Origin of the sequence: Agrobacterium sp. LY4 (genome assembly GCF_001526585.1) — a bacterium.
Classification (GTDB): domain Bacteria; phylum Pseudomonadota; class Alphaproteobacteria; order Rhizobiales; family Rhizobiaceae; genus Agrobacterium; species Agrobacterium leguminum.
The window spans coordinates 51,727-78,545 of the sequence record NZ_ASYA01000008.1; the positions used below are offsets into that span (position 1 = coordinate 51,727).

The following is a 26,819-nucleotide window of genomic DNA, read 5'->3' on the forward strand; positions in this document are numbered from 1 at the left end:
GGTTCATTCAATGATTGCCGCATGCGCCGGCCCGAAAAGAACTCTGCGAACAGAGACTTGCAACTGTTGCGCCGCCTTCTGCGGGCCAAGGATCATATGGACGCGGCGCCCCATGAGGCGTGGCCTGTTTCACGTCTTGCAAGCGTCAGCGGGGCATCGCAGGCGCACTTCGCGAGATCGTTTCGCGATGCTTTCGGCATACCTCCTCACCGTTATCTTCTGACCCGCCGGGTGGAGCGCGCCGTGGCGCTGTTGCGTGACACGGATTTTCCGGTCATCGAAATCGCGTTGCAAACCGGCTGGAACAGCATCGGCACATTCGGCCGTGTTTTCCGCGACGTGACCGGGGAAAACCCGAGTGAATTGCGGCGCAGGATGCGGCTTTTGCCTGCCGACCTTGAGCAGGTTCCCCATTGCTTCGTCAGCGCCGCACATCGTCCCCATCTCACAATCGCAGTTTCGGAGAAGCGCCGGCGAACGGAAAGCGGTAGGCACGGTGAGTGAAAGGGAGATAGCTCATGAAAAATGGTGTTCAACTTGTCGGGCTTTATGTTCATGACCAGGACGAAGCGCTGCAATTTTATGTCGAAAAAGTCGGATTTCGTCTGCATACGGACGCACGTAACGGCGATTATCGCTGGTTGACCGTGCAGCACCCGGACCAGCCGGATTTCCAGCTGGGCCTGTTTCGGCCGCAGGCCCCGACCGTTGATGAGGCGACGGCGCAGGATCTGAACGAAGCCGTGGCCAAAGGCGCCATGCCGCCGCTGGTTCTGGTGGTCGAGGATTGCCAGAAAGCCTTTGACGCCATGCACAAACGCGGCGTCGAATTCACCCAGGAACCGATCGCCCGCTACGGCTCGGTGGATGCGAGCTTCCGCGATCCTTCCGGCAATGGCTGGAAGCTCGTTCAGGCCCGCTGAAGCGCCGATGTGTCACATTCCATCATGGATGCTTTTTCTTGGGGGCGATTTTGATCTTGCGAAACTGGATAAGGCAGGGCCATCGGTGGCTGGGCATTCTGCTGACCATTACCATTCTGGCGAACTTCGCTTCGATGGCCTTCGGCCCGACGCCGCCGGTGATCGTCTTTGCTCCGCTGCTGCCTCTGACTTTGCTTGTTTTCAGCGGGCTTTACATGTTCTTCCTGCCATATCTGGGAAAGCCGCCAGCCCCATCGGAGAAGTAGGCAGATAAGCAATGATGCTATCGCGCTCTTCGGCCGCCGTGCAGTTTATGCGGTTGCGAAGCACGGTATTCAAAATGTTTCGGCCCCGGGTTTTACCCCGGGGCCGATTAAAAAGCGGTCGGCCGAAACTACCTGACCTTAGTGGTTGTCGCGCGGCAGGCCCTTGGTCTGGGCGATGCGCTGATACTTCACGGCCGGCTCCAGAACCGCGCCGGTTTCCATCTGGCTGACGATACCGCGCTGGATTTCCTGCCATGGGGTCTGGTGATCGGGGAACTTGTAACCGCCCTCGGCGGAAAGCGCCTCGTAACGCTTGGCCAGCTCTTCACCGGAAATCAGGATATCCGCCTTGCCGCGGCCCACATCGATGCGGACGCGGTCGCCCGTCTGAAGAATGGCAAGACCGCCGCCTGCCGCCGCTTCCGGGGAAGCGTTGAGGATGGACGGGCTGCCCGACGTGCCGGACTGACGGCCATCGCCGATGCAGGGCAGCGAATTGACGCCTTCCTTCAAAAGATAATCCGGTGCGCGCATGTTCACCACTTCCGCCGCACCCGGATAACCGATGGGGCCTGCGCCGCGCATGAAGAGGATGGTATTGGCGTCGATCTTCAGCGACGGATCGTCGATGCGGTGATGGTAGTCCTCCGGACCGTCGAACACCACGGCGCGGCCTTCGAAGGCTTCCGGATCGTTCGGGTTGGAGAGGTAACGGTTGCGGAACTCTTCCGAGATCACGCTGGTCTTCATGATGGCGGAGGAGAACAGGTTGCCGCGCAGAACGCGGAAGCCGGCGCGCTCCTTGAGCGGCTGCTCATAGGGGCGGATGACCTTCTCGTCTTCGATGATCGCGCCACGGCAGTTTTCGCCGATGGTCTTGCCGTTGACGGTCATGGCGTCTTCCATGATCAGTCCCTGTGTCATCAGCTGGTTGACGACGGCAGGAACGCCGCCGGCATGGTAATAATCCTCGCCGAGATATTCACCGGCCGGCTGCAGGTTAACGAGCAGCGGCACGTCTTCGCCATAGGTCTGCCAGTCATCCACCGTCAACTCGACGCCGACGTGGCGGGCGAGGCCGTTCAGATGGATCGGCGCATTGGTGGAACCGCCAATCGCCGAATTGACGCGGATGGCGTTGATGAAGGCATCCTTGGTCATGATATCGGAAGGCTTCAGATCTTCCTTGACCATTTCGACGATGCGCAGGCCGGTAAGATAGGAGACTTCCTGACGGTCACGGTAAGGCGCCGGGATGGCGGCGGAGCCCGGAAGCTGCATGCCGAGCGCTTCAGCAAGCGAGTTCATGGTCGTTGCCGTGCCCATGGTGTTGCAGTAACCCGTGGAGGGAGCCGAAGAGGCGACGAGCTTGACGAAGCCCTGATAATCGATCTCGCCCTTCGCCAGCAGTTCGCGCGCCTTCCAGACGATGGTGCCGGAACCGGTGCGTTCGCCACGGAACCAGCCGTTCAGCATGGGGCCGACGGAAAGGGCGATGGCCGGAATGTTGACTGTGGCCGCCGCCATAAGACAGGCAGGCGTGGTCTTGTCGCAGCCGATGGTCAGAACGACGCCATCGAGCGGATAGCCATAAAGCACTTCCACGAGGCCGAGATAGGCAAGGTTACGGTCGAGACCGGCGGTCGGGCGCTTGCCGGTTTCCTGGATCGGATGCACCGGGAATTCGATGGCGATGCCGCCCGCTTCACGGATGCCTTCGCGCAGGCGGTTCGCCAGTTCCAGATGGTGGCGGTTGCAGGGCGAAAGGTCCGAACCGGTCTGCGCAATGCCGATGATCGGGCGGTCGGACTGAAGCTCGGCCTGGCTCAGACCGAAGTTCATGTAACGCTCGAGATAAAGCGCGGTCATATCCGCGTTGGCGGGATTGTCGAACCACGCGCGCGAGCGAAGCTTGCCTTGGGTTGCAGGCAGATTGTCGGATTTGGTCATTATGCAGGTCTCCAGCCGGAAGTGGCCAACGGTAAAATATTACGAAATGCGACAAGCTTATGTTGTGCGCAAGGAAAATGGAATCAGCTTTCGGAGATCACGCATAACCGACAGAGCAGCCCCAGACGAGTGATTTGGAGCTGTTCTTCGGCTTTAACCGAATATTTTTCGGCATTTACGATGATACCGGTTTCGCGCAACGGCCTCTTCCTCCCTGCCTTGCCTGAATGCGGCCGGCCCGATGGCCCGGCACTCCGCCTCAGTCTGATCTCTTTATTTGTATTACTATTAGATGCCATCATTGGCTGTCAAGCCACATCACGGGCCATTTTCGGCGTGTTCAGACAGGAAAAAAGCGCAATTAATTTCCATTCAAACCATTGATTCATTGTATTTTATGACAAAATTTCGTCGCAGCTCGTGAAAACCAAATTGCGAAAAGGCCAAAAAACCACTTTTCAAGAGTATTACTATATGCTCATAGTGTCGCCGTCACGCTGACATCATCTCTGGGAGGATAAGATGAGAAAAGCTCTTGCGGCATTCACTGTCGCCGTTTCCGCATGCCTTGCATCCAGTGTTTCCGCACAATCGCTTACCGTCGGCTTCTCGCAGATCGGTTCGGAATCCGGCTGGCGCGCGGCTGAAACAACCGTCACCAAGCAGCAGGCGGAGAAGCGCGGCGTCACGCTGAAATTCGCCGACGCGCAGCAGAAGCAGGAAAATCAGATCAAGGCCGTTCGCGGCTTCATCGCGCAGGGCGTCGATGCGATCCTGATCGCTCCGGTCGTCGCAACCGGCTGGGACGCCGTGCTGAAGGAAGCCAAGGAAGAAAAAATCCCTGTCATCCTGCTCGACCGCCAGATCGAGGCTTCGGACGATCTTTACCTCACCGCCGTGACCTCCGATCAGGTTCATGAGGGCAAGGTTGCCGGCGACTGGCTGGTCAAGGATGTCGGCTCCAAGGACTGCAAGGTCGTTGAATTGCAGGGCACGACCGGCTCTTCGCCCGCCATCAACCGCAAGAAGGGCTTCGAAGAGGCGATTGCCTCGCACAAGAACATCAAGATCGCGCGCTCGCAGACCGGTGACTTCACCCGCACCAAGGGCAAGGAAGTGATGGAAAGCTTCATCAAGGCCGAAGGTGGCGGCAAGGATATCTGTGCGGTCTACGCTCATAATGACGACATGGCCGTCGGCGCGATCCAGGCGATCAAGGAAGCCGGTCTGAAACCCGGAACCGACATCAAGGTCGTTTCCATCGATGCCGTGCCTGATATCTTCAAGGCCATGGCGGCCGGCGAAGCCAACGCCACCGTCGAACTGACGCCTGATATGGCCGGCCCCGCCTTCGACGCGCTCGAAGCCTATCTGAAGGACAAGAAGGCCCCGCCGAAGTGGATTCAGACCGAATCCAAGCTCTACACGGCGTCCGACGACCCGATGAAGGTCTACGAGGCGAAGAAGGGTCTGGGTTACTGATACCCCATTCTTCGGAAGGAGCGGCGCGCCGTTCGTGCCGCTCCATCATGGCATTTTTCATGCGGAACCTGCTCAATGTCCGAAACGGCACCACTTCTGGAAGCACGCGCCATCGGCAAATCCTTTCTGGGGATCACGGCGCTCGATGGCGTCGATTTTTCGCTTGGACATGGTGAAATCCATGCCCTGCTCGGCGAAAACGGCGCGGGTAAATCGACGCTCATCAAAATCCTGACCGGCGTTTATCACCGCGACAGCGGCTCGATCTTTCTGGAGGGCAGCGAGATTTCGCCCGCCAATGTGGGCGAGGCGCAGGCGCTCGGCATCGGCACGGTCTATCAGGAAGTGAACCTTCTCGAAAACTTGACGGTTGCCGAAAACCTGTTTCTCGGCCGCCAACCGCGCCGCTTCGGGCTGATCGACCGCAACACGATGCAAAAGAATTCGCAGGCGCTGCTTGCCCAATACGGGCTTTCCATCGATGTCAACGCGCTTCTTTCAAGTTATTCCGTCGCCATCCGGCAAATCATCGCCATTGCCCGCGCCGTCGATCTTTCCGGCAAGGTGCTGGTGCTGGACGAGCCAACCGCCAGCCTTGATGCCCATGAGGTCGAGATGCTGTTCGGGGTTTTGAAAAACCTGCGCGCCCGCGGCATCGGCATCGTCATCATCACCCACTTCCTCAATCAGGTCTATGATATCGCCGACCGGGTGACGGTGCTGCGCAATGGCCGCCTCGTCGGCACCCGCGACATCGGCAGCCTGCCGAGATCCGAACTCATTTCGATGATGCTCGGTCGCGAGCTTCAGCACATTACCCATGAACATCAGGCGACCGAAGATACGGTTGCCGAGGGCGAGCCGCCGATCCGTTTCGAAGGTTACGGCAAACGCGGCAGCATCGGGCCCTTCGATCTCGGCATCCGCCCGGGAGAAATCGTCGGCGTCGCCGGTCTCCTTGGCTCCGGCCGAACCGAAACCGCCTTCCTGCTGTTCGGCATCGACCGGCCCGATACCGGCACGGCGACAATCGACGGAAAGACGGCGGCGATTTCGTCTCCTGAAGCTGCGATCTCGGCCGGGTTCGGATTCTGTCCGGAAGAGCGCAAGACGGACGGCATCATCGGCGACTTCTCCGTTACCGATAATATTGCCCTGGCGCTGCAGGCACGGCAGGGCTGGGCACGGCCGCTCTCGCGCCGGCAGAAGGCTGAGCTTGCCGAAAGCTTTATCAAGTCGCTCGATATCCGCCCGGCCGACCCCGACCGGCCGATCAAATTCCTGTCCGGCGGCAATCAGCAGAAGGCCATTCTGGCGCGCTGGCTCGCCACCCAGCCCCGGCTGCTGATCCTCGACGAGCCGACACGCGGCATCGATATCGGCGCGCATGCGGAAATCCTGAAAATGATCGAAAAACTCTGCAGCGAGGGCATGTCGCTTGTCGTCATCTCCTCCGAACTGGAAGAGCTTACCGCCGTCGCCCATCGTGTCGTCGTGCTCTCCGACCGCCGCCATGTCAGCGAATTGAAGGGCGGCGAGGTGACCGCCGACAACATCATGCGGGCGATTGCCGATGCGGCGAAAACGGAGGCGGCGTGATGACAGCAATGACACGACGCTTCAAAAGGCTTGCTCCCCAGCTTGCCGCGCTCTTCATCATTCTGGCAGCGATTACAATCCTTTCGCCGGGTTTCCTGCATGTCTCGTTCCAGAACGGCCGGCTCTATGGCAGTCTGGTGGATATTCTCGTGCGCGCCGCACCGGTCGCGCTGTTGACCATCGGCATGACGCTGGTCATCGCCACCAAGGGCATTGATCTTTCCATCGGCGCGGTCATTGCCATCTGCGGCGCGGTCGCTGCCACGCTCATCAGCAACGGCCATTCCATTCCTTCGGTCATTGTCATCTCGCTTGCGGTGGGCATTGCCTGCGGTCTGTGGAACGGCGTGCTGGTCGCCCTGCTCGACATACAGCCGATCATCGCCACCTTGATCCTGATGGTGGCGGGGCGCGGCATCGCCCAGCTCATCACCGAAGGCGTCATTCTCACCTTCAACAATGACAGCTTTGCCGCCATCGGTTCCGGCGCATTCGCTGGCATTCCGCTGCCCGTCATCATCTGGGTGGCGGCCGCACTGCTGATCGGCCTTCTGGTGCGCAAGAGCGCGCTCGGTTTCCTGATCGAGGCGACCGGCATCAATCGCCGCGCCGCAGCGCTTGCCGGTGTGCGGGCGCGCTTCCTGCTGTTTTTCGTCTATGCCGTCTCCGGCCTCTGCGCGGCCATCGCCGGCATGATCGTGACCGCCGACATTCGCGGCGCGGATGCCAACAATGCCGGGCTTTGGCTGGAGCTGGACGCCATCCTCGCCGTTGTCATCGGCGGCACCTCGCTGAATGGCGGGCGCTTCTCCATCACCGCCTCGCTGATCGGCGCGCTCATCATCCAGACCATCAATACTGGCATTCTCGTCTCGGGCTTTCCGCCGGAATTCAACCTCATCATCAAGGCCGGCATCATCATGGTGGTGCTGACGCTGCAATCGCCGGCGATCATGACGGTGCTGGGCTTCGTGAAAGCGCCCAAGCCACACGCCAAACCGGCCGCCGCCAATGGCATGACCAAGGAAGGAACCGCGCGATGATCCACAGCCGCAACCTGCCCTTCCTCACCACGCTGACGATCTTCGTCATCGCCTATCTCCTCTGCGTGCTGCAATATCCGGCGATCTTTTCCACGCGGGTGATCGGCAATCTTCTCACCGACAACGCCTTTCTCGGCATTGCGGCGGTCGGCATGACCTTCGTCATCCTGTCTGGCGGCATCGATCTCTCCATCGGTTCGGTCATTGCGTTTACCAGCGTCTTCGTGGCCGTGATGGTCGGCACCTATAATGTGCATCCGCTGCTCGCCTTCGCCATCGTGCTGGTTGTCTCGACATTGTTCGGCTGCCTGATGGGGGCGATGATCCGCTTCCTCGCCATCCCGCCCTTCGTGGTAACGCTGGCGGGCATGTTTCTGGCGCGCGGCGCGGCTTACCTCATCTCCACCCAGTCCGTGCCGATCTCGCATCCCTTCATCGATGCGATACAGGGTTTTTATTACCGCTTCCCCGGTGGCGGCAGGCTGACGGCGCTCGCCATGCTGATGCTTCTCGTCTTTGCCGCAGGCATGCTGATCGCCAGCCGCACCCGCTTTGGCGCCAATGTCTATGCGCTCGGTGGCAACCCGCAATCGGCCGAGCTGATGGGCGTGCCGATCGGGGCGACGACCATCGGCATCTATGCGCTTTCCGGCTTTCTCTCCGGCCTCGCCGGCATCGTCTATACGCTCTACACTTCGTCAGGTTATTCGCTGGCGACGGTGGGCGTGGAACTCGACGCCATCGCCGCCGTCGTCATTGGCGGCACGCTTTTGACCGGCGGCACGGGGCTGGTGGCGGGAACCTTCATCGGCCTTCTGATACAGGGCTTGATCCAGACCTACATCGTTTTTGACGGGACGCTTTCCTCCTGGTGGACGAAAATCGTCATCGGTGTGCTGCTTTTCATCTTCATCGTGTTGCAGCGCGCAATCATCTGGTATTCAAACAGGAGACTGGCCGGACCGCATCCGGCATAATTGCCAAGGGAGGCTTGCTTGGGGCTGCTCGAAACGACGATAAGCGGGCGAAAACGCCGGAACAGCCACGCCCATGTGGTCTCCGAACTCGGCAGCGCCATCGTCTCGGGCAGAATTGCGGAAGGCTCCCTGCTGCCCAATGACGCGGAACTCTCCATGCGCTTCGGCGTCTCGCGCACCGTGCTGCGCGAAACCATGAAGACGCTGGCGGCCAAGCGGCTGGTGGAGCCCAAGGCGAAGGTCGGCACCCGCGTTCTCGACCGCTCAAGCTGGAACTTCTTCGATCCGGATGTGCTGGGCTGGCGCTGCGAGGCCGGCATAGACCAGGAATTCGTCACGCATCTGGCGGAGATCCGCCTGGCGCTGGAACCGGCGGCGGCGGCGGCAGCGGCCCTGCAGGCCTCCAATGACGATATCGTTTCGCTTTACGTCATCGCCGCCAAATTCGACAATCCGAAACATACGCCCGAAAGCATCGCCAAGGTCGATCTCGAATTCCACCTTGCCGTGGCGCATATGTCCGGCAATCCCTTCATGCGCTCGGCAAGCGGGCTGATCGAAGCAGCACTTGCCATTTCCTTCCAGCTCTCGTCGCCGGCCGCTTCGCCTGGCACCATCGCCGAAATCGCGTCCAATCATCTGCGTATCGTGCATGCGATTGCGGCGCGTGACGCGGATGCGGCGGTGAAAGCCATGCGCCACGTGATCGAGGTCGGTAAAGACCGGACGCAGAAGGCGATCAAGACGGTTTGAGGAGGAGTAGGACCCGCAGGAATGCGGGTCCGGTTTCTTCGACCAATTACCCCTGCGATGCCTCGACCTGCGGCACCACGCCACGGCGCGACGCCATCAGCGATGCGCCGAGAAGGGCGGCAATCGCCACGAAGACGAAAACCATCGTCGCCCCCTGAAGATCGATCAGCAGGCCGCCCAGAACCGCACCGCTGGAAATGGCGATCTGGAACGTGGTGAGCAGCAGCGCACCGGCGCTTTCCGCCTCATCGGAAGCGGCCCGCGTGATGAAGCTCTGCACACTGACCGGAAGCGCACCGAAGGCAAAGCCCCAGGAGGCAATGGCAAGGCCGGCAATCAGGGGCGACGCACCCGCAACGACCAGAACGGAAGCCGATGCCGCGATGAGAGTCGCGGCGAACGTCACTGCCCATGCCGTGTTTTTCTCGGAGAGGAAACCGCCGAAAAGATTACCGAAAAAACCGCCGACACCATAAACCAGAAGGACGAGGGAAATCGCCTCGACGCCAAGAAGCGTCACATCTTCCAGGAACGGACGGACATAGGTGAAGCCGGCAAAGTGACCCGCAACGATGAACAGCGTCGTCAGAAGGCCGATCCGGACCTGCGGCCGCTGCAACAGGCGGAACATGGTGGAAAGACCGGGTGCGCCAGCCGGCGGTAGCGACGGAACGGTGAGCAATTGCACGAGAAGTGCGATGACACCGAGCGCACCCGCAACGACAAAGGCCGAGCGCCAGCCAAGCGTCGCGCCGATCCACGCGCCCACCGGCGCTGCACAGACGGTGGCAACCGAAACCCCTGTCAGGATGATGGCCATGGCGCGCGGCATCTTTTCAAGCGGCACGAGCCTCAGCGCCAGCGCCGCCGACATGGCCCAGAAGCCGCCAAGGCCGATGCCGAGCAGGACACGCGAGGCGAACAGCATGAAAAGACCGTTGGCGAAGGCGGCCAGCGTGCTGGAAATGATCAGCAGCGTGGTCAGCCCAAGCAATGTCCAGCGACGGTCGATGCTGCGTGTGCCGATGACGACGCCGGGGCCGGCGACCGCCGCGACCAGCGCCGTAACGGTGATGGATTGACCGGCAATGCCGGAGCTGACGGCGAGATCGGCCGAAAGCGGCGTGAGAAGGCTGACCGGCAGGAATTCCGCCGTCACCAGCCCAAAAACGCCGAGCGAAAGCGAAACCACGGCCGCCCATTTCGCATCCGGCTCTGTCTTGCGCGGCACATATTCAAGCTCGTTTATGGTCCGGTTGTTCATGAAAATCTCCTGATGCGCATTCCCGGAATGCGTCCTGAAACGGAAAGGCGAAATGGTGAAACCGGTGGGAGTCCGGTTCAACAACCGCAAATCGATGCACATAAGCTATGCGTGACATCCCGGCGTTTCCATGCTAGAAAATCCATATTCCTTAACCAAACATCCGAATTTGCGAGAGCGCCATGAATGATGCCCTGACCGAAATGTTGCGTGGCCTGAGGCTCGATGGTGTCGAATACGGCCGGTGCCGCATGGCCACACCCTGGGCGACGGCCTTTCCCGAACAGGAAGCCGCGCGGTTTCATTTCATCGGCGTCGGTCAGGCGAAATTGCAGAAACCTTCCGGCGAATGGCTGACGCTGACCTGCGGTGACGCCGTGCTTCTGCCGCGAGGGCACGCCCATGTGCTGGGCAGCGGCGAGGATGTGAAACCCACCCTTTTCGACCGCTTCGGCAAGAAGGAAGTCTGCCAGGGCATCTTCGACATGGAATGCGCGAGCGCCGGCGGCGATACCGTCGCCTTTACCGCCTCGATGCGTTTCAACATGGACAATCTGCACCCGCTGCTGCAGCTGATGCCGGATGTGATGCTGACCAGCGATCTGGCCAAAAGCGACCCGGCTATCCCCCATCTGCTGGAAGCCATGACGCGCGAGGTGGAACTGAACCGCGTGGGCGCGGGCGGCATTCTGGCACGGCTTGCCGATGTGCTGACCGCGACGTTGATCCGCACATGGGTGGAATATGGCTGCGGCGATTCCAGCGGCTGGCTGGCCGCCGTGCGCAATCCCGAACTCGGGCGGGTATTGGCCGCCATCCACCTCAACCCCGAAAAGGACTGGAGCGTGGAGGAGCTTGCCTCGCTGATGGGCGCATCCCGCTCCAGTTTCGCGGAACGTTTCACCCGCATAGTGGGCGAAAGCCCGGCCCGTTATGTGGTGCGCGTGCGCATGCATCAGGCGCGGCTGTGGCTGCGCGAAGGCATGCGCGTAACGCTGGCGGCGGAAAAGCTCGGTTACGATTCCGAAGCCTCCTTCAGCCGCGCCTTCAAACGCGTGCTCGGCGCGCCGCCCAGCCAGTTCCGCAGGAAGGACACGGCCGGGCTGGAGGATGCGGCTTAAAAACTTCAAATAAAACGGATATGGATACGGGGTGAAATCAGATCCGCTTGACGCGAAAGCGTGAGGTTCGGGGAGCATCCACCATGAGCATTGCCGACGACGCCCGTTTCTGGAACCGGTCTGCCCGGAAATATGCCGGGGGCAAGATTTCGGACGAAACCGGATATGCGCGCACGCTGGAACGGACCCACGCCCTGCTGAAACCGGATGACAGGGTACTGGAACTGGGCTGCGGCACCGGGACAACGGCAATCCGGCTGGCAGGCGGGGTCAAAAACTATCTTGCGACGGATATTTCCGCCGACATGATTGCGATTGCCGAGGAAAGAAAACACGCCGCCGGCTCTCTCACCAACCTCGTTTTCAGCATGGCTACCGTGGAAACGCTTGTGCCCGACCCCGCGCAGTTTAACGCGGTTCTGGGTTTCAATTACCTTCATCTGGTCCGCGATCTGCCCGGCACATTGCGGCGCATCCATTCCCTGCTCACCGCGCAGGGGCTTCTCATTACCAAGACACCCTGCGTCGGCGATATGAACCCACTCATCCGCCTTGTGTTGCCAGCCATGCGCGCAATCGGCAAGGCGCCCTATGCCGGCATCTTCACCGCCACCGAGTTGAGCCGACATATAACAGCCGGAGGCTTCGACATTCTGGCCACGGAATTCCACGCGACAAAGGGCAATGACAAGCGGCCTTATATCGTGGCGCATAAAAGATAATCTGAACCGCCTTTTCAATGAAAATTGCGGGAAATGACCTTTATCCGCTCCACATCATCTTCATCATCGACTGTAGCCGGCGGGTGTTTCCTAATAGTGCGATGATCCTCCGGCGGCATGCCGTGGTGGAACTCATCGCCACGCCCATGCGGCAGGGGAAAGGCACGGTTGCGCTCGCCCACACTTGCCAGCGCTTCCGACAGATCGGCCAACCGGTGGGCGACCAGATGCACCACCTCGCCTTCCCGCTGGATCTTGCCGTAAATGCCGACCATGCCGGCAGACAGCACCACACGCCGGTATTTTTCGAAGGTATTGACCCAAAGGACAGCGTTGGCAATGCCCGTCTCATCCTCCAGCGTCATGAAAATCACGCCCTTGGCCGAGCCGGGGCGCTGGCGCACCAGCACCAGACCCGCCGTTTCCAGCCATGTGCCATCCCGCACACGCACCGCCTCCGCACAGGTAACGATGCGACGGCGGGAAAGATCGCGCCGCAGGAAGGTCATGGGATGTTCGCGCAGGGTGAGCCCCACATGACCGTAATCCTGCACCACCTCGCCGCCATCCGTCATGGGCCTGAGCGCGACGGCGGGTTCCTGAAGCTCGTCCACGACAGCATTTTCCCGGCTGGCGGCGGCGGCAAAAAGCGGCAGCGGCTCGTCCCGCAAAGCCTTGATGGCCCAGAGCGCTTCACGTCTGGCAAGCGAAAGCGACGGCAGAAAGGCATCGGCTTCGGCCAGACAGACGAGGGCAGCGGCAGGAGCGCCGGCCCTGCGCCAGAGATCATCCACCGAGGCAAAAGCCCGGTCCTGCCGGCCGGCGACGATATCGGCAGCGTGTTTGTTGGAAAGTCCCTTCACCAGACGCATACCTAGCCGCACGGCATAACGCTCTCTGCCATTGGTGTCCCTCTTGCCGGTCGGTTCCAGCGTGCAGTCGAAGCGGCTATTATTGACGCAGACCGGGCGCACCTCCACGCCATGATCACGCGCATCGCGCACGATCTGCGCCGGGGCGTAAAACCCCATGGGTTGCGAATTGAGAAGCGCCGTGCAGAAAATATCAGGATGGTGGCACTTCAGCCATGAGGAAGCATAAGCAATCAGCGCGAAGGAAGCCGCATGGCTTTCGGGGAAACCATAGCTGCCGAAACCTTCGAGCTGTTTGAAGATACGTTCGGCGAATTCCTGCTCATAACCGCGCGCGACCATGCCATCGATCAGGTCTTGCCTGAATTTGGAGATGGTGCCGACATTCTTGAAGGTTGCCATGGCACGGCGCAACTGATCCGCCTTGCCGGGGGAGAAACCCGCGCATTCGATGGCGACGCGCATGGCCTGCTCCTGAAACAGCGGAACGCCGAGCGTCTTGCCCAGCACTCCTCTCAATTCCTCCTTCGGATAATGTTCATCCTCTTTCTTGTCACGGCGTCGCAAATATGGGTGCACCATATCACCCTGAATGGGGCCAGGACGAACAATGGCGACCTGAATGACGAGGTCGTAGAATTTTGCCGGCTTCAGACGCGGCAGCATCGACATCTGCGCCCGGCTTTCAATCTGGAAGGTGCCGAGCGTATCGGCCTTCTGGATCATCTCATAGGTGGGATCGTCATCCTGCGGCACGGTAGCGAGATCGTACTTATCACCAGTACGTTCTTCCAGCATGTTGAAGCCGCGCTTCATGCAGAGAGCATGCCGAGCGCCAGACAGTCCATTTTCATGAACCTCATGATATCGACATCGTCCTTGTCCCATTCGATGATCTGCCGCTTGTCCATGGCAGCGGGTTCGATCGGGACCAGTTCATCCAGCCGGTCATGGGTCAAGACGAAGCCCCCCGGATGCTGGCTGTGGTGACGCGGCGTGCCTACAAGCTGGTTGGCCAGTTCAAGGGCAAGCTTCAGACGACGATCCTCCATATTGAGGTTCAGCTCCTTCACCTGCTTCTCGTCTACCTCTTCGCTCCAGCCCCAGACCTGTGAGGATAGAAGTTTCGTCAAATCTTCGGGCAGGCCCAGAACCTTGCCGACATCGCGCAAGGCCCCGCGCCCGCGATAACGGGTGACGACCGAGCACAGTGCGGCCTTGTCGCGACCATAGGTATCATAGACCCACTGGATGACCTCCTCGCGCCGCTGATGTTCGAAATCCACATCGATATCAGGCGGTTCGCGCCGCTCCTCAGAAACGAAACGTTCAAACAGGAGATCGACCTTGACGGGATCGATGGCGGTAATGCCAAGCACGTAACACACCACCGAATTGGCGGCCGAGCCACGTCCCTGACAGAGAATATCCAGCGAGCGTGCATGGCGAACGATAGCATTCACCGTCAGGAAATAGGGAGCGTATTCCAGTCTGCCGATCAGGCCAAGTTCGTGATGCAAAGCCTTTTCAACCTTCTCCGGCAAACCATGCGGATAACGCCCCGGCACCGCCTCCCAGACCAGCTTTTCCAGCGCCTGCTGCGCCGTTAGCCCTGGCAGGGTGCGCTCCTCGGGATATTGATAGACCAGTTCCTTCAGCGAAAATTTGCAGCGCTTCGCGATTTCAAGGCTGCGGGCCAGCGCTTCGGGATAGCGGGCAAACAGCCGGTGCATTTCTTCCGACGGCTTCATATAGCGGTCGGCATGGCGTTCGCGCCGGAAACCCGCCTCATCGATGGTGCAATTGTGCCTGATGCAGGTGACGACATCCTGCAGCATGCGCCGCTCGGGCACATGAAACAGCACGTCATTGGTCACCACGGTCGGGACATCTGCGGCTAGCGCCATGTTCGACAGTTCGAAAAGACGCATCTGGTCGTTGGGCCGTCTTCGGAGGCTAAGCGCCATATAGGCCCGGTCCGCAAAGGCTGTCTTCAGCCGGCGCAGGCGAAGCGCGCAGAGATCGTCTGCCAGATCGGCGAGCAGCACCACGATCAGGCCTTCGCCATAGGTAACGAGGTCATCCCATGTCAGCCGGCATTTGCCCTTGCCCCCCCTTTTCTTGCCAACGGAAAGCAGCCGGCAAAGCCGGCCATAAGCCGCGCGATCCATGGGATAGGCAAGCACGGAGATATCATCATCCAGATCGAGCCGGCAGCCGATGACGAGGCGGATGCCATGATTATTGGCGGCTTCGTAAGCGCGGGGAATGCCCGCAAGGCTGTTGCGATCCACGATGCCCAGCGTCTCGATGCCAAGATTTTTGGCCTGTTCGAACAGCTCCTCACAGGAGCTTGCACCGCGCAGGAAGGAGAAATGCGTGGTCACCTGAAGTTCGGCATAAAGCGGCGTATTCATGCGAAAACCCCGTGGATGAACCAGCCCTGCGAGCCGGTCTCGGCATGTTCGCCGTCACCGGAACGGAAAATCCAGAAGCGCTCGCCGCTTTCATTTTCCACCGTGAAATAATCGCGCACAGCGGCCTTTTCCCGGTCGCGTTTCCACCATTCGCCGAACACCCGCTCCGGCCCATCGGCGCGGCGCACATTGTGGCGAATGCCCTTCCAGAGGAAATAACGCGGCGGATGGTCCGGCAGCAGCGCCAGCGTCTCGATGGCTTCCGGCCTTGCAAAAAGCCTGACCGGACGCGGCCAGTGACCGGGCCAGCCGAGCGTATCCTCAGGCGCAAGCGCCGCAACGGGGGCAACGGAGCGCTCCGGCACATCGCTCGCCACCGCCGCATAACGATAGACCCTGTGACCGCGGTTGAGGATAACATCGACCGTATCGGCGATGTCCACGCGTCCCTCCTCCAGAAGCGAGGAACGGGCCTGCGCGGCGACAAGCGGCTCGGCATGGGTGGCGGTCAGCACCATCATCTCGATGCCGAAACCGGGATCGATGGTGTCGATACGGTCGGTCAGAAGCCGGACAAGCTGCTTGACATCGCGCACCGGTCTGGAGGTGCCGGCCCGCACCGCCTGCAGGCCGCTATCCACCCGGTGCAGCACCAGATCGACACGGCGGGCGCCGAGGCCGCGCTTTTCCAGTGCGACACAAAGCTCCGCAACCAGCTTTTGCGTGTAACGGGCAATCGTTTCCGCCGCCGCAATCGGCTCGGGAAAGGCGCGGCGCACCTCCACCAGCTCGGCCACGCGCACCGGTTCTATGGGTTCGCCGATCTCTCCGAAAGCCTGGGAAAGACGGCGCACGAGCTCGGGGCCGAAACGCAGGGTCAGCGGCGCGCGCGGGGCTTCGGCAAGCTCGCCGATGCTGCGGAAACCGAGCACCTTCAGCCCGGAAACGATACGCTCTTCCAGCCTGAGCGCAGAAAGCGGCAAGCCGCTGATCGCCACCCGCTGCCCGCCCGGCGGCACGATGCCGATCTCCTCGCGGCCAAAGCGCGCCAGCGCATGGGCAGCCCCCCAGCTATCGGCAATGGCGGCGCGGGCGGCAAAACCGGCGGCATGCAGGCGGTTGACCATGCCGCTCAGCATCAGCGCCTCATTGCCATGCAGATGGTCCGCACCCGCTGTGTCCAGCACCAGCCCGTCCGGCGGGTCGGCGGCGACAATGGGGGCATAGATGCGCAGGAAATGAAAGGCCAGCTGCTGCAGCGCGCGGGCATCACCAGCCGTATCCATATCTTCCACGATAAGGCCCGGCACCAGCGCCTGCGCCTTGCTGACCGGCGTGCTGGGCCGGATGCCGGCCGCCTTTGCCGCCTTGTCGAGCGCCAGCACCAGCCGGCGGCTGCCCTGGCGGCCGATCATGACCAGCGGCTTTTCAACCGGCGGCGCGTCCTTGCCCGAAAGACGCCGGAAACGATCCGTCGGCCATGTCGGCAGGTAGAGCGAGACGACCCTTTGCATCACAGGCTTCCACTTCAAATTCGGCACTTTCGCCGCCACGACATCGCAAAAGTTCCAGAAACCAGCGCGGTCTGCCCACCCCCGGCACCGGCAAGGGGGATGAGGGCCGGACGGAGATGCGCCAGCGGGTCACCGCCGCCGTCGGCTCTCCGAACAGCGCCGCATCGGCCGCACGCCGGAAACGGCGGATGGCAACGCCTGTAACACCGGAGGTTTCCGCCGCCAGTTGCAGCCGCCGCGAGGCGTTCATCGGCAGTTTTGCCACTTCGCCCATCACCGCGCCGAAGCCGTTGCAGCGCAAACCCTCCTCGAAACAGTCGAGCACACCTTTCTCATCACGGCATTCAACGATGATGACCCGGTTCTGCGACAGGCCCGCCTGCGTCAGCCCCGGCATGAACAGATCCCGGCGGGTGACACACCATAAAACCTTGCCGGAAAGCCGTGCTGCCACACCGGCCGCAAAAAGGGCGGCCGCCGCGCCATCGGCAGCGCCATTGCCGCCGCCGCTCACCTCATGCAGACAACCGAGCTTCAGCCCGCCTCCCGGCAGGTGGTGGTCGATGGCATCCACGCCGAAAGGCAAGGTCTCGTGCAGGCGCGGAGCGCCGTTACCGATCCTTTCCAGCCTTTCACGCAGCTCTTCCACAACGAGCAACTGATCCGCGCGCTTTTGCATGGCATGACAGGTTTCAATTCCGGATTTTCAATTCTATTGTTCCTGTTTTGTTCTTATTTCAGCAAAGAGTCAAGCAATGCAGTGCCGCTCTTCAACAGTTTGCACGGGAAGAGCGGGATTATGGCCTTGCGGCCATACGTGCCGCCGCTAAAACGGAATTGTCCGGCCGGCCGTCTGTTTTCGCATGAAGACGACCGAGGCAGGACCTCAAGGTTTTTGGAGGAAAGCCGCCCATGATCGCCAGCATTCTGATTGCCGTGGTTGCGGCCATCCACATCTACATCGTCATTCTGGAAATGCTGCTGTGGGAAAAGCCCGCTGGCCGCAAAGCCTTCGGCCTTTCTGCGGATTTTGCCCGGCAGACAAAAGTGCTGGCCGCCAATCAGGGCCTTTATAACGGGTTTCTGGCGGCGGGGCTGATCTATGGGCTGATGCAGGGCGATGAAGGGCTGAGTTTCAAGGTGTTCTTCCTCGCCTGCGTTCTGGTGGCCGGTATTTTCGGCGCCATGACAGCCAATATGAAGATCCTGTTCATTCAGGCATTGCCGGCATTGTTCGCGCTCGGCTTCCTCTGGATCGGAGTATGAACCGATGAGCGCATGGAACGACACGTCCGCAAGAGACGCTCTCAACCGCATATTCATGGCCGCCGTCGCGAGCGCCGATCCCGCAAAGGTGCTGCAACACCATCTTCCTTCCCCGCCCAAGGGCAGATGTGTGGTGGTGGGCGCTGGCAAGGCTTCGGCCGCCATGGCCGCTGCGCTTGAAGCGGCATGGCCGCATGTCGATCTCTCCGGTGTGGTGGTGACACGTTACGGCCATGCCGCCCCGACCACACGCATCGAGATCATCGAGGCCTCGCACCCCGTGCCCGACGATAAAAGCGCGGAAGCGGCAAAACGCATTCTTGCCGCCGTTGAGGGGCTGACGGCGGACGACATGGTGATCGCGCTGATTTCCGGCGGCGGTTCGGCGCTGATGGTGGCGCCTGCCGAAGGCATGACGCTTGCCGACAAGATGGCCGTCAATCGTGCCCTTTTGGCCAGCGGTGCGACGATTTCCGAAATGAACGCGGTGCGCAAACATCTCTCCCGCATCAAGGGCGGACGGCTGGCGCTGGCCGCCAAGCCGGCCAAGGTTGTTTCTCTGCTGATTTCGGATGTGCCGGGTGACGATCCGTCCGAAATCGCCTCCGGCCCGACGGTTGCAGATCCGAGCGATATTGAAACCGTGCGGGAAATCGTCTCCCGTTATGCGCTCGATCTTCCCGAAACGGTGCGCAGGGTGCTGGAAAAGGGTGAGGAAACACCGAAAGCGGGCGATATTGAAGAGGATATCCGGCTGATCGCAGCCCCCTCGCTCGCCCTGCAGGCAGCGGCGGATGAGGCCGTAAAGCTCGGGCTTACGCCGCTTATCCTCGGGGATTCGCTGGAGGGCGAGTCAAAAGATGTCGGCGCTGTCATGGCCGGTATCGCTCTTTCCGCCAGCCGCAAGGGCCTGCCGGTCAAGGGCCCGGCCGTACTGCTTTCCGGCGGCGAAACCACAGTGACGATCGGCAAGGGGCCGGCCGGCAAGGGCGGCCGCAACACGGAATTCCTGCTGAGCCTTGCGCTGACGCTCAAAGGTGCGGAAGGCATCTGGGCCATTGCCGGCGATAGCGACGGCATAGACGGCGTGGAGGATGCGGCGGGTGCGGTGGTGACACCGGACACGCTTGCCCGCATGCGCAAAGCCGGTGTCGATCCGCGTCAGTCGCTCATGAGCCACGACAGCTACACCGCTTTCAAGGCAGCAGGAGACCTTGTCGTGACGGGGCCGACGCTGACGAATGTGAATGATATCCGCGCGATCTTGATCGGATGATAGCGGAGAAGTTAGCAGCGATTACGGGCTTTCCCGCGCGTGGATCGCGGAGGGAAGACGTTTTGACTATGCCCTCGGACAGGAGTAATCTGGCAGGATATCCTTTGGAGCCTCAGCCATGCGTCCTGGAGTGCTCATACTTGGCCTGATCATGGCCCTTATTCCGACTTTGGCGGATGCCCACAATTGCAAATGCCGAAATCGCGGCGTCATGTTCCAGCTCGGCCAGACATCCTGCCTGAAGGTCGATGGCGGCTCTTATCTCGCGCGCTGCGAGATGAAGCTCAACGTTTCGTCCTGGACCAAGCTTCAGGACGGTTGCCCCATAACGGAAAGGGTGCAGACGCAGACGACACGCGTTAATTGATAACGTCGTCAGATGGGGCAGACCAAGCTCCACATCCCGGCCACCCTACAGCCGTCAACTTCTGCCGTTAACCGATAGTCCTGAGCCCAAAGAGCTGCGCGATGACGCAAGCGCGCGCCGCTTGTTTCTTCTCCCCGTCGGGGAGAAGGTCGCGGCAGCGGGATGAGGGGGCACCGGTAGAGATAAACCGAGAGCTTGCCCCCTCATCCGACCCTTCGGGCCACCTTCTCCCCGGCGGGGAGAAGAAATACGCCGCGCACAATCTTACAGCTTCACCCAGCCGCCATTCTTCTTGGCGGACTCGATGCAGGCCGTGACGAAAGCGACACCTTTAACCCCGTCATCCACGGTCGGGTAAATCACCGCCTTGTCGAGCGCCGAGCCGGTGCGGCGGGCTTCGATGGCATGCGCCGCCTCGGTGTAGATGGTGGCGAAGGCTTCGAGATAACCTTCAGGGTGGCCGGACGGAATGCGGGTGACGCGCGCTGCGGCAGCCCCTGCCCCGGCGCCGCCACGGGTGATCAACTGCTTGGGCTCGCCAAGCTTCGTGAACCAGAGATAGTTCGGGTCGGCCTGCGTCCACTCGATGCCGGCCTTGTCGCCATAAACACGAACCTTCAGCCCGTTTTCGTGGCCGACCGCAACCTGGCTGCACCAGAGCAGCCCCTTGGCCGCCTGCTTGCCGCCCTTCGGCTTGAAGCGCAGCATCACATGCGCATTGTCGTCAAGCCGGCGGCCTTCGACAAAGGTGTGCACATCCGCCGCCAGCTCATCCGCTTCCAGACCGGAAATGAAGCAGCCGAGATTATAGGCGTGGGTGCCGATATCGCCGGTGGAGCCGCCGACGCCCGATTGCGCCGGATCGGTACGCCAGACAGCCTGTTTCGCACCGGTCTGTTCCACCGCCTCCGTCAGCCAGTCCTGCGGATATTCCATCTGCACCAGACGGATATTGCCGAGTTCACCGGCCTCCACGATTTCCCGCGCGTGCCGCACCATGGGATAGCCGGTATAATTATGCGTCAGGATGAACAGCGCATCGGCCTTGTCGGCCACCTGCTTCAGCTTTTTGGCGTCCTCCAGATTGGAGGTCAGCGGCTTGTCGCAGATGACATGGATGCCGCGCTCCAGAAACGCCTTGGCGGCCGGATAATGCACATGGTTGGGCGTGACGATCGCCACCGCCTCTATGCCATCCTCGCGCAGCGCTTCCTTTTCGGCCATTTCCTCGAACGAACCGTAGCAGCGCTCGGGATCGAGCCCCAGCTCACGGCCGGAAGCGAGGGATTTTTCCGGCGTCGAGGACAGGGCCCCCGCCACGAGATCGAAGCGATTGTCGAGCCGCGCGGCCATGCGGTGAACGCCGCCGATAAATGCACCCGAACCGCCCCCCACCATGCCAAGGCGAATCCGCCTGTTCGCCTTGTCGGTTGTCTTTCCTTCAATAGCCATAATATCTCCCCTGAAATGCTCTCAAAGCCCAAGCATACGGCGGTTGGCCGCGTCGTCCGTGCCGCTCGATGCGAAATCGTCAAAGGCTTTTTCCGTGACACGGATGATATGCGCCTTGACGAATTCGGCTCCTTCCCGAGCACCGTCTTCAGGGTGCTTCAGCGCGCATTCCCATTCGACTACGGCCCAGCCATCGAAATCATTGGCCGCCATTTTCGAGAAAACCGCACCGAAATCCACCTGCCCGTCGCCCAGCGAACGGAACCGGCCAGCCCGCTCCACCCAGCCCTGATAACCGCCATAAACGCCTTGCCGCCCGGTCGGATTGAACTCCGCATCCTTGACGTGGAACATCTTGATACGGTCTTTGTAGATGTCGATATTGTCGAGATAATCGAGGCATTGCAGAATGTAATGCGAGGGATCGTAGAGCATGTTGGCGCGCTTGTGGTTCTTCACCCGCTCCAGGAACATCTCAAACGTCACGCCATCATGCAGGTCTTCGCCCGGATGGATTTCGTAGCAGACATCCACACCCTGCTCATCGGCGTAATCGAGGATCGGCGTCCAGCGTTTCGCCAGTTCGTCGAAGGCCGTTTCCACCAGACCAGCCGGGCGCTGCGGCCACGGGTAGACGAAGGGCCAGGCAAGCGCTCCGGAGAATGTGGCGTGGGCCTTGATGCCAAGGTTTTTCGACGCCTTCAGCGCCAGCTTCACCTGCTCCACCGCCCATTGCTGACGCGCCTTGGGGTTGCCGCGCACTTCCGGTGCGGCAAAACCGTCAAAGGCCTCGTCATAGGCGGGATGAACGGCGACAAGCTGGCCCTGCAGATGGGTGGAAAGCTCGGTCACTTCCACGCCGTTCTGGCGTGCGACACCGGCGAACTCGTCGCAATAATCTTTCGATTCCGCTGCTTTTTTGAGATCGATCAGCTGCCCGGCCCAGGTCGGCACCTGCACGCCGAGGTAGCCTTTTTCCGCCGCCCATTTGGTAATGCCGTCCCAGCTGTTGAAGGGTGCGGCATCGCCGGCAAACTGGCCGAGAAAAAGACCCGGCCCCTTGATCGTTCTCATAAAAATCTCCTCCTGCATCGATACAGTTTCGCGGTAATCCGCTTTTTTCCCAAGCGCCAAGCTAACCGCTCGTGATTTTCAAACAAGCCCCAAAAGCGGAGGGACGAGAGAATTTCCGCATTTCGTTGAAAATGCGGAAGGCGCTTAAAGCGCCAGTCCGCTCGCCCTGTCGAAGACATGCACACGCTCATGGTGCACGGTGGCGGCAAAGGGAGTGTTGACCTTGACCGGCTGCTCGCCATCCACCACCGCCGTCACATGATCGCCCGCCAGTTCGAAGATCACATGGGTCTGCGCACCTGTCGGCTCCACCAGCAGCGTCCGGCCGGAGAGCGACACATCGCCGCCGATGGCTGAGCCGATATGTTCCGGCCTCAAGCCAATCGTCACCGGCTGGCCGCGTTTGACCTTTCGGGAGGCGGCAATGCGGATCGCGGTTCCGTCCTTCAGCCGGGCCGCCGGCTGGTCTCCCTCGCCATCGACCACGCATTCGATGAGGTTCATGGCCGGCGAGCCGATGAAGGCCGCGACGAAGAGATTGGCGGGCGTCTTGTAGAGCTCGAGCGGCGTGCCCTGCTGTTCGATACGACCGTGATTGAGCACCACGACCCGGTCCGCCAATGTCATCGCCTCGATCTGGTCGTGGGTGACATAGATGGAGGTGGTGCCGACTTTCTGATGAAGCGCCTTGATTTCGCTGCGCATCTGCACGCGAAGCTTGGCGTCCAGATTGGAGAGCGGCTCATCGAACAGGAACACGGCCGGATTGCGCACGACGGCGCGGCCCATGGCGACGCGCTGGCGCTGGCCACCGGAAAGCTGCGAGGGCTTGCGATCCAGAAGCTTGCCAAGATCGAGCATGCGGGCGGCCTCCGCCACGCGCTCCTCGATGACGTTTTTCGGCTGGCCGGCAAGCTTCAGGTTGAAGCCCATGTTTTCGGCCACCGTCATATGCGGATAAAGCGCATAGGACTGGAACACCATGGCGATGTTGCGCTCGCGCGGGGTCATGCCGTTGACGACGGTGCCGCCGATGAGGATATCCCCATCGGTGATTTCCTCCAGCCCGGCGATCATGCGCAGAAGCGTGGACTTGCCGCAGCCGGAAGGGCCGACCAGCGCGATGAATTCGCCATCCGTAATATCAAGCGAGATGCCGTGAATGACATCGAGCGCGGCGTAGGACTTGGCGATATCCCTGAGTTCGACGGAAGCCATGTTTTGCTCCTTTCAAGTCACGATTTGACGGCACCGGCCGTCAGGCCCGCGATGATGTGTTTCTGTGCAAGGAAGAAGACGATGACGGTCGGCAGAATCGTCAGCGTGATGAAGGCGAGAACGAGTTGCCATTCCGTGCCGAATTCGCCGCGATACACCATGATGCCGAGCGGCCAGGGATATTTCGATTCCGAATTCAGCATGATCAGCGGCAGGATATAGCTGTTCCAGCTGCCGACGAAGGAAACGATGCCGACGGTCGCCACGATCGGCCGCGAAAGCGGCATGGAAATGTGCCAGAAGAACCGCAGATAGCCGCAGCCATCCACGAAGGCGGCCTGAAACAGCTCCTCCGGCAGATTGCGGAAATAATTGCGGAACAGGAGAATGCTCATGCCCAGCCCGAAGGCCACCTGCGGCAACACCACACCCCAATAGGTATCGAGGAGGCCCAGATCGCGAATACGGATGAACAGCGGCAGGATGGCGGTGGCCGCCGGGAACATCAGCCCCAGCAGGAAATAATTCAGCAGGAAGGACGAGCCGAAGAACTTCACATGCGCGAAGGTGAAGGCGGCCATGGCCGAGACGGTCAGCGTCAGGAACACCGTCAACAGCGCGATGACAAGCGAGTTGAAGATTTGCAGCCAGTAGCGTTTGCCGAAAAGGATATCGCCATAATTGGCCCATTGCCATTCGGCCGGAATGCCGAACGGGTTGACGCGCAGGTCTCCCAGCGTCTTGAAGCCGCCAAGCGCGGTGGTGAGCAACGGGATGAGCACGATGGCCGCGATCAGGCTCAGCGATATGTAAAGATAAAGCTTGGTTTGCAGCGGCATACGGACGGAGGTGGATGTGTCAGTCATGGCGCATGAAAATCCTTTTGTAACCGAAGGCGAGCGTCACGCAGATGATGAAGAGAACGACGCCGACCGCGCTGCCAAGCCCCACCTGCATGCGCATGACGCCATAGGTGTAGAGAAAGGTGACCATGGTCTGCGTGGAGTTGGACGGCCCGCCGCCGGTGAGCGGCATGATCATGTCGAAGAGCTGTAGCGAGCCGATCACCGCGAAGAAGACGGAAAGGCGAACGGTGGAGCCGAGCATCGGCAAGGTGACGTAACGGAACTTCTGCCAGCCGGAAGCGCCGTCGATTTCGGCTGCTTCCAGCACATTCTTGTCGACGGATTGAAGGCCGGCGATGAACAGCATCATGTGAAAGCCGAAATATTTCCAGACGATGACGCCGAGCACGGCATAGATCGCCACATCCTTGTCGGCCAGCACGTAAGGATTGGCAAAGCCGAAGAAATTTGAGATGGCGGCGAACAGACCGTAATCGCCGTCATAAACGAAACGCCAGATCAGACCGGCTGCGACATCCGCCAGCACATAGGGCAGGAAGAAAACCAGCCGGAAGGCGACGACGCCGGGAATACGGTGCGCCAGCATCATGGCCAGCCAGATCGCCAGCGGGATCTGGATCAGAACCGAGATCAGGATGATGAGGCCGTTATTGAGCAGGGCCTGCGAGAAGGCGGCATTGCCGAACAGGACCTGAAAATTCCGCAGGCCCACGAAATCGGTCGGCGTGCCATAGCCGTTCCAGCGGTAAAGGCTGTACCATGCCGCCTCGCCCATGGGCAGGATGACGAACAGGGTAAAGAGCAGCAGGGCGGGTGGCAGGAAGACCAGAAGGGTCAACGCCCGGTCATGCGCGACCGAACTTTGCTTGCGCTTTGTCTTCGCCGCGCCGCGCGCCGGTATCGACGCAGAAGTCATGGAAATATCCGTCATCTCTATCCGCTTTCATGGAGGCAGATATTGCGGCGCCGCGTCCCGCGCAGCGCCGTCATGGAACACAATCAGCGAAGCTCGAAAGCGTCCTGAATTTGCTTGGCGCCCTCTTCCGCGCTCATCTGGCCGGAAACGATCTCGACGGAGACATCATTAACGACGCGGCCAACGGCAGCGCCCAGCGTCTGATCGAAGAAGTTCTGGTGCCAGGTGGAGCCGGCAAGCTGCTTCGCCGAATCCGCCAGCAGCGGGTTCTTCACCGCGCCGTCCGCCCCGCTCGCAACCGGCAGAATCATGCCGGCAGCCGCCATCTTTTCTTCGCTCTCCTTGCTGGTCAGGAAGGCCGCGAAATCGATTGCTTCCTTGGACGCGTTTTTCGTGACCGCCCAGCCGTTCAGGCCGCCCAGCGTATCTGTGGCCTTGCCCGCGCCGCCCTCGACGACGGGGAAGGCGAAGCGACCGATATTGTCGGCGGCCAGCCCCTTGCCGTCACCGGCATTCTTGCGCTGATTGGCTTCCGTATTGTCGAAGCCAAGAATAATCGCCGCCTTGCCGTCGCCGAAGACGCCAAGCGCCTGTGGCCAGGTGGAGCCGAGATAACCGGGCTGGAAGGGTTCGAGCTTGCCGAACTCCGCCAGCTGTTCACCCGCCTTGATGATCGCCGGATCCATAAAACCTTCGCCCTCGCCCTTGCGAGCGGCATCGAACACGGCCTGCCCGCCATTGCGCATGACGAGATAGCTCCAGTAGAAATGGATCGGCCATTTCTCACCGCCGCCGCCGGCAATCGGGACGATGCCCGCTTCCTTGATCTTCTTGACCGTGGCGCTGAAATCGTCCCAGGTCTTGATGTCCTCGGCCTTCACACCGGCCTTGGCAAACAGCTCCTTGTTGTAAAAGAAGCTGACGAGGCTGACCTTGTAGGGCACGGCCCAGACCTTGCCATCGAAAGACAGGCCGTCGATTGCGGATGCATTATAGGCCTGACGCAACTTGCCGCCATCGGCGTCGAAAACCTCGGTCAGATCCTTCAGCGCACCGGTCTTGGACTGCTCCTCGAGAACGCCGCCACCCCAGCTATAGAAGAAATCCGGCACGTCATTGGATTGCAGCAGCGTCGGCAATTTTGCCTTGAAAGCCTCGTTTTCGAGGAACTGCAGCTGAATATCGACATCGGGATGCTTGGCCTCGTATTCCTTGGCAATCTCCTCCCAGACAGCCACGGATTTCGGGTCCAATTCCACATGCATCCATTTAACGACGGTCGCCGCCGAGGCGCTGGCCGCGCCGAGCATCAGGGCTATGCTTGTCGTTGCGGCAAAGGCGATCCGCCTGCCGCTCAGGCTTGCGCCTGCGTGCCAATAGGTCATGTTCGTGATCCTCCCTGGGGTTCCTCACCATTTATTCCCCAATGCGGATTAATTCACCCCACACCCTGCCCAATGTCAAGGCGGGTTGCTGATTTT

Annotated in this window: 26 protein-coding genes and 1 pseudogene; 14 read left to right on the forward strand and 13 right to left on the reverse strand. The window is 60.8% G+C overall.

All coding sequences use genetic code 11. The features are described from left to right. The first annotated feature begins 21 nt into the window (after window positions 1-21). The 3 genes from L904_RS09125 to L904_RS09135 are packed head-to-tail and all read left to right on the forward strand — an operon-like array spanning window position 22 to window position 1,189. Window positions 22-504: a helix-turn-helix domain-containing protein gene (locus tag L904_RS09125; protein WP_031233609.1), complete on the forward strand. Its 483-nt coding sequence runs from the start codon at window positions 22-24 to the stop codon at window positions 502-504. Between the two features lie 14 nt (window positions 505-518). Then, a complete protein-coding gene (locus L904_RS09130) occupies window positions 519-923 on the forward strand; it encodes a VOC family protein (protein WP_003523747.1) in 405 nt (134 codons plus the stop codon). Between the two features lie 38 nt (window positions 924-961). Next, window positions 962-1,189 carry a hypothetical protein gene (locus L904_RS09135; protein ID WP_035263909.1) on the forward strand — a complete coding sequence of 76 codons (228 nt, stop codon included), beginning with the start codon at window positions 962-964 and terminating at the stop codon, window positions 1,187-1,189. Window positions 1,190-1,327: 138 nt separating this feature from the next. Here the strand turns inward: L904_RS09135 and L904_RS09140 are convergent, their stop codons facing one another. Next, window positions 1,328-3,139, reverse strand: coding sequence for an IlvD/Edd family dehydratase (locus tag L904_RS09140; RefSeq protein ID WP_020809448.1), 1,812 nt, complete (start codon window positions 3,137-3,139; stop codon window positions 1,328-1,330). A 522-nt stretch (window positions 3,140-3,661) separates the two neighbouring features. On the opposite strand from L904_RS09140, the gene ytfQ reads away from it, so the two are divergent. From ytfQ to L904_RS09165, 5 genes are all read left to right on the forward strand, one after another. Next, a complete protein-coding gene (ytfQ, locus tag L904_RS09145) occupies window positions 3,662-4,621 on the forward strand; it encodes a galactofuranose ABC transporter, galactofuranose-binding protein YtfQ (protein ID WP_020809449.1) in 960 nt (319 codons plus the stop codon). A gap of 75 nt (window positions 4,622-4,696) precedes the next feature. Further along, a complete protein-coding gene (locus tag L904_RS09150) occupies window positions 4,697-6,220 on the forward strand; it encodes a sugar ABC transporter ATP-binding protein (RefSeq protein WP_020809450.1) in 1,524 nt (507 codons plus the stop codon). Further along, window positions 6,220-7,263 carry an ABC transporter permease gene (locus L904_RS09155; protein ID WP_031233613.1) on the forward strand — a complete coding sequence of 348 codons (1,044 nt, stop codon included), beginning with the start codon at window positions 6,220-6,222 and terminating at the stop codon, window positions 7,261-7,263. Before L904_RS09150 ends, L904_RS09155 begins: the two co-directional genes overlap by 1 nt. Beyond that, window positions 7,260-8,240: a galactofuranose ABC transporter, permease protein YjfF gene (yjfF, locus tag L904_RS09160; RefSeq protein WP_020809452.1), complete on the forward strand. Its 981-nt coding sequence runs from the start codon at window positions 7,260-7,262 to the stop codon at window positions 8,238-8,240. Before L904_RS09155 ends, yjfF begins: the two co-directional genes overlap by 4 nt. Before the next feature lie 18 nt (window positions 8,241-8,258). Beyond that, the gene (locus tag L904_RS09165; RefSeq protein ID WP_003523755.1) at window positions 8,259-8,993 is read left to right on the forward strand and encodes a FadR/GntR family transcriptional regulator; all 735 of its coding nucleotides are present in this window, start codon (window positions 8,259-8,261) and stop codon (window positions 8,991-8,993) included. Window positions 8,994-9,039: 46 nt separating this feature from the next. Here the strand turns inward: L904_RS09165 and L904_RS09170 are convergent, their stop codons facing one another. Continuing rightward, window positions 9,040-10,257, reverse strand: a complete 1,218-nt coding sequence (locus tag L904_RS09170) for an MFS transporter (protein ID WP_031233615.1) — start codon at window positions 10,255-10,257, stop codon at window positions 9,040-9,042. Between the two features lie 182 nt (window positions 10,258-10,439). Here L904_RS09170 and L904_RS09175 point away from each other — a divergent pair, with 182 nt between their 5' ends. Then, entirely contained in the window at window positions 10,440-11,378 is a 939-nt protein-coding gene (locus L904_RS09175; protein ID WP_020809454.1) for an AraC family transcriptional regulator, read from the forward strand. Window positions 11,379-11,461: 83 nt separating this feature from the next. Then, on the forward strand, window positions 11,462-12,100 hold the full coding sequence (locus L904_RS09180) for a bifunctional 2-polyprenyl-6-hydroxyphenol methylase/3-demethylubiquinol 3-O-methyltransferase UbiG (protein WP_020809455.1): 639 nt from the start codon (window positions 11,462-11,464) through the stop codon (window positions 12,098-12,100). A 14-nt stretch (window positions 12,101-12,114) separates the two neighbouring features. Here the strand turns inward: L904_RS09180 and L904_RS28590 are convergent, their stop codons facing one another. After that, window positions 12,115-13,788 carry an OB-fold nucleic acid binding domain-containing protein gene (locus tag L904_RS28590; protein ID WP_371259689.1) on the reverse strand — a complete coding sequence of 558 codons (1,674 nt, stop codon included), beginning with the start codon at window positions 13,786-13,788 and terminating at the stop codon, window positions 12,115-12,117. Continuing rightward, window positions 13,785-14,723, reverse strand: coding sequence for a hypothetical protein (locus tag L904_RS28595; RefSeq protein ID WP_371259690.1), 939 nt, complete (start codon window positions 14,721-14,723; stop codon window positions 13,785-13,787). Before L904_RS28595 ends, L904_RS28590 begins: the two co-directional genes overlap by 4 nt. On the opposite strand from L904_RS28595, the gene L904_RS28600 reads away from it, so the two are divergent. Beyond that, window positions 14,700-14,873 carry a hypothetical protein gene (locus tag L904_RS28600; RefSeq protein WP_371259429.1) on the forward strand — a complete coding sequence of 58 codons (174 nt, stop codon included), beginning with the start codon at window positions 14,700-14,702 and terminating at the stop codon, window positions 14,871-14,873. The genes L904_RS28595 and L904_RS28600 overlap by 24 nt on opposite strands. A 177-nt stretch (window positions 14,874-15,050) precedes the next feature. On the opposite strand, the pseudogene L904_RS28605 reads toward L904_RS28600, so the two are convergent. The 3 genes and pseudogenes from L904_RS28605 to L904_RS09195 all read right to left on the reverse strand — a co-directional run. Then, window positions 15,051-15,389 (reverse strand): annotated as a pseudogene (locus tag L904_RS28605) (PHP domain-containing protein); the annotation flags it as partial. Beyond that, a complete protein-coding gene (locus L904_RS09190; RefSeq protein ID WP_020809457.1) occupies window positions 15,386-16,903 on the reverse strand; it encodes a DNA polymerase Y family protein in 1,518 nt (505 codons plus the stop codon). The pseudogene L904_RS28605 and the gene L904_RS09190, both read right to left, overlap by 4 nt. Further along, complete coding sequence (locus L904_RS09195) at window positions 16,818-17,582, reverse strand: ImuA family protein (protein WP_020809458.1); 765 nt, start codon at window positions 17,580-17,582, stop codon at window positions 16,818-16,820. Before L904_RS09195 ends, L904_RS09190 begins: the two co-directional genes overlap by 86 nt. 233 nt (window positions 17,583-17,815) lie before the next feature. Between L904_RS09195 and L904_RS09200 the strand changes: the two genes are divergently transcribed. The 3 genes from L904_RS09200 to L904_RS09210 all read left to right on the forward strand — a co-directional run bounded on the left by L904_RS09200 (window position 17,816) and on the right by L904_RS09210 (window position 19,812). Continuing rightward, window positions 17,816-18,169: a DUF1304 domain-containing protein gene (locus L904_RS09200; protein ID WP_020809459.1), complete on the forward strand. Its 354-nt coding sequence runs from the start codon at window positions 17,816-17,818 to the stop codon at window positions 18,167-18,169. A 4-nt stretch (window positions 18,170-18,173) separates the two neighbouring features. Further along, window positions 18,174-19,445 carry a glycerate kinase gene (locus L904_RS09205; protein ID WP_020809460.1) on the forward strand — a complete coding sequence of 424 codons (1,272 nt, stop codon included), beginning with the start codon at window positions 18,174-18,176 and terminating at the stop codon, window positions 19,443-19,445. A 118-nt stretch (window positions 19,446-19,563) separates the two neighbouring features. Next, complete coding sequence (locus L904_RS09210; protein WP_020809461.1) at window positions 19,564-19,812, forward strand: hypothetical protein; 249 nt, start codon at window positions 19,564-19,566, stop codon at window positions 19,810-19,812. Between the two features lie 264 nt (window positions 19,813-20,076). On the opposite strand, the gene L904_RS09215 is transcribed toward L904_RS09210, so the two are convergent. The 6 genes from L904_RS09215 to L904_RS09240 form a co-directional block, all read right to left on the reverse strand. After that, window positions 20,077-21,264 carry a Gfo/Idh/MocA family protein gene (locus tag L904_RS09215; RefSeq protein ID WP_020809462.1) on the reverse strand — a complete coding sequence of 396 codons (1,188 nt, stop codon included), beginning with the start codon at window positions 21,262-21,264 and terminating at the stop codon, window positions 20,077-20,079. Between the two features lie 21 nt (window positions 21,265-21,285). After that, on the reverse strand, window positions 21,286-22,338 hold the full coding sequence (locus L904_RS09220) for a sugar phosphate isomerase/epimerase (protein ID WP_031233616.1): 1,053 nt from the start codon (window positions 22,336-22,338) through the stop codon (window positions 21,286-21,288). Between the two features lie 144 nt (window positions 22,339-22,482). Next, window positions 22,483-23,556 carry an ABC transporter ATP-binding protein gene (locus L904_RS09225; RefSeq protein ID WP_020809464.1) on the reverse strand — a complete coding sequence of 358 codons (1,074 nt, stop codon included), beginning with the start codon at window positions 23,554-23,556 and terminating at the stop codon, window positions 22,483-22,485. Between the two features lie 17 nt (window positions 23,557-23,573). After that, window positions 23,574-24,422, reverse strand: coding sequence for a carbohydrate ABC transporter permease (locus L904_RS09230; RefSeq protein ID WP_020809465.1), 849 nt, complete (start codon window positions 24,420-24,422; stop codon window positions 23,574-23,576). Continuing rightward, window positions 24,415-25,353 (reverse strand): carbohydrate ABC transporter permease, encoded by a 939-nt coding sequence (locus tag L904_RS09235; protein ID WP_020809466.1) that lies wholly within the window; start codon window positions 25,351-25,353, stop codon window positions 24,415-24,417. Before L904_RS09235 ends, L904_RS09230 begins: the two co-directional genes overlap by 8 nt. A gap of 68 nt (window positions 25,354-25,421) precedes the next feature. Beyond that, on the reverse strand, window positions 25,422-26,723 hold the full coding sequence (locus tag L904_RS09240) for an ABC transporter substrate-binding protein (RefSeq protein WP_020809467.1): 1,302 nt from the start codon (window positions 26,721-26,723) through the stop codon (window positions 25,422-25,424). Window positions 26,724-26,819 lie beyond the last annotated feature (96 nt).

What these genes read in the sequence shown, in the direction of transcription:
- L904_RS09125 (WP_031233609.1), top strand. Translation starts at nt 22, where the DNA reads ATGCGCCGGCCCGAAAAGAACTCTGCGAACAGAGACTTGCAACTGTTG.
- L904_RS09130 (WP_003523747.1), top strand. Translation starts at nt 519, where the DNA reads ATGAAAAATGGTGTTCAACTTGTCGGGCTTTATGTTCATGACCAGGAC.
- L904_RS09140 (WP_020809448.1), bottom strand. Translation starts at nt 3,139, where the DNA reads ATGACCAAATCCGACAATCTGCCTGCAACCCAAGGCAAGCTTCGCTCG.
- ytfQ (WP_020809449.1), top strand. Translation starts at nt 3,662, where the DNA reads ATGAGAAAAGCTCTTGCGGCATTCACTGTCGCCGTTTCCGCATGCCTT.
- L904_RS09150 (WP_020809450.1), top strand. Translation starts at nt 4,697, where the DNA reads ATGTCCGAAACGGCACCACTTCTGGAAGCACGCGCCATCGGCAAATCC.
- L904_RS09155 (WP_031233613.1), top strand. Translation starts at nt 6,220, where the DNA reads ATGACAGCAATGACACGACGCTTCAAAAGGCTTGCTCCCCAGCTTGCC.
- yjfF (WP_020809452.1), top strand. Translation starts at nt 7,260, where the DNA reads ATGATCCACAGCCGCAACCTGCCCTTCCTCACCACGCTGACGATCTTC.
- L904_RS09170 (WP_031233615.1), bottom strand. Translation starts at nt 10,257, where the DNA reads ATGAACAACCGGACCATAAACGAGCTTGAATATGTGCCGCGCAAGACA.
- L904_RS09175 (WP_020809454.1), top strand. Translation starts at nt 10,440, where the DNA reads ATGAATGATGCCCTGACCGAAATGTTGCGTGGCCTGAGGCTCGATGGT.
- L904_RS09180 (WP_020809455.1), top strand. Translation starts at nt 11,462, where the DNA reads ATGAGCATTGCCGACGACGCCCGTTTCTGGAACCGGTCTGCCCGGAAA.
- L904_RS28590 (WP_371259689.1), bottom strand. Translation starts at nt 13,788, where the DNA reads ATGAAGCGCGGCTTCAACATGCTGGAAGAACGTACTGGTGATAAGTAC.
- L904_RS28595 (WP_371259690.1), bottom strand. Translation starts at nt 14,723, where the DNA reads ATGAAGCCGTCGGAAGAAATGCACCGGCTGTTTGCCCGCTATCCCGAA.
- L904_RS09190 (WP_020809457.1), bottom strand. Translation starts at nt 16,903, where the DNA reads ATGCAAAGGGTCGTCTCGCTCTACCTGCCGACATGGCCGACGGATCGT.
- L904_RS09195 (WP_020809458.1), bottom strand. Translation starts at nt 17,582, where the DNA reads ATGCAAAAGCGCGCGGATCAGTTGCTCGTTGTGGAAGAGCTGCGTGAA.
- L904_RS09200 (WP_020809459.1), top strand. Translation starts at nt 17,816, where the DNA reads ATGATCGCCAGCATTCTGATTGCCGTGGTTGCGGCCATCCACATCTAC.
- L904_RS09205 (WP_020809460.1), top strand. Translation starts at nt 18,174, where the DNA reads ATGAGCGCATGGAACGACACGTCCGCAAGAGACGCTCTCAACCGCATA.
- L904_RS09210 (WP_020809461.1), top strand. Translation starts at nt 19,564, where the DNA reads ATGCGTCCTGGAGTGCTCATACTTGGCCTGATCATGGCCCTTATTCCG.
- L904_RS09215 (WP_020809462.1), bottom strand. Translation starts at nt 21,264, where the DNA reads ATGGCTATTGAAGGAAAGACAACCGACAAGGCGAACAGGCGGATTCGC.
- L904_RS09220 (WP_031233616.1), bottom strand. Translation starts at nt 22,338, where the DNA reads ATGAGAACGATCAAGGGGCCGGGTCTTTTTCTCGGCCAGTTTGCCGGC.
- L904_RS09225 (WP_020809464.1), bottom strand. Translation starts at nt 23,556, where the DNA reads ATGGCTTCCGTCGAACTCAGGGATATCGCCAAGTCCTACGCCGCGCTC.
- L904_RS09230 (WP_020809465.1), bottom strand. Translation starts at nt 24,422, where the DNA reads ATGACTGACACATCCACCTCCGTCCGTATGCCGCTGCAAACCAAGCTT.
- L904_RS09235 (WP_020809466.1), bottom strand. Translation starts at nt 25,353, where the DNA reads ATGACGGATATTTCCATGACTTCTGCGTCGATACCGGCGCGCGGCGCG.
- L904_RS09240 (WP_020809467.1), bottom strand. Translation starts at nt 26,723, where the DNA reads ATGACCTATTGGCACGCAGGCGCAAGCCTGAGCGGCAGGCGGATCGCC.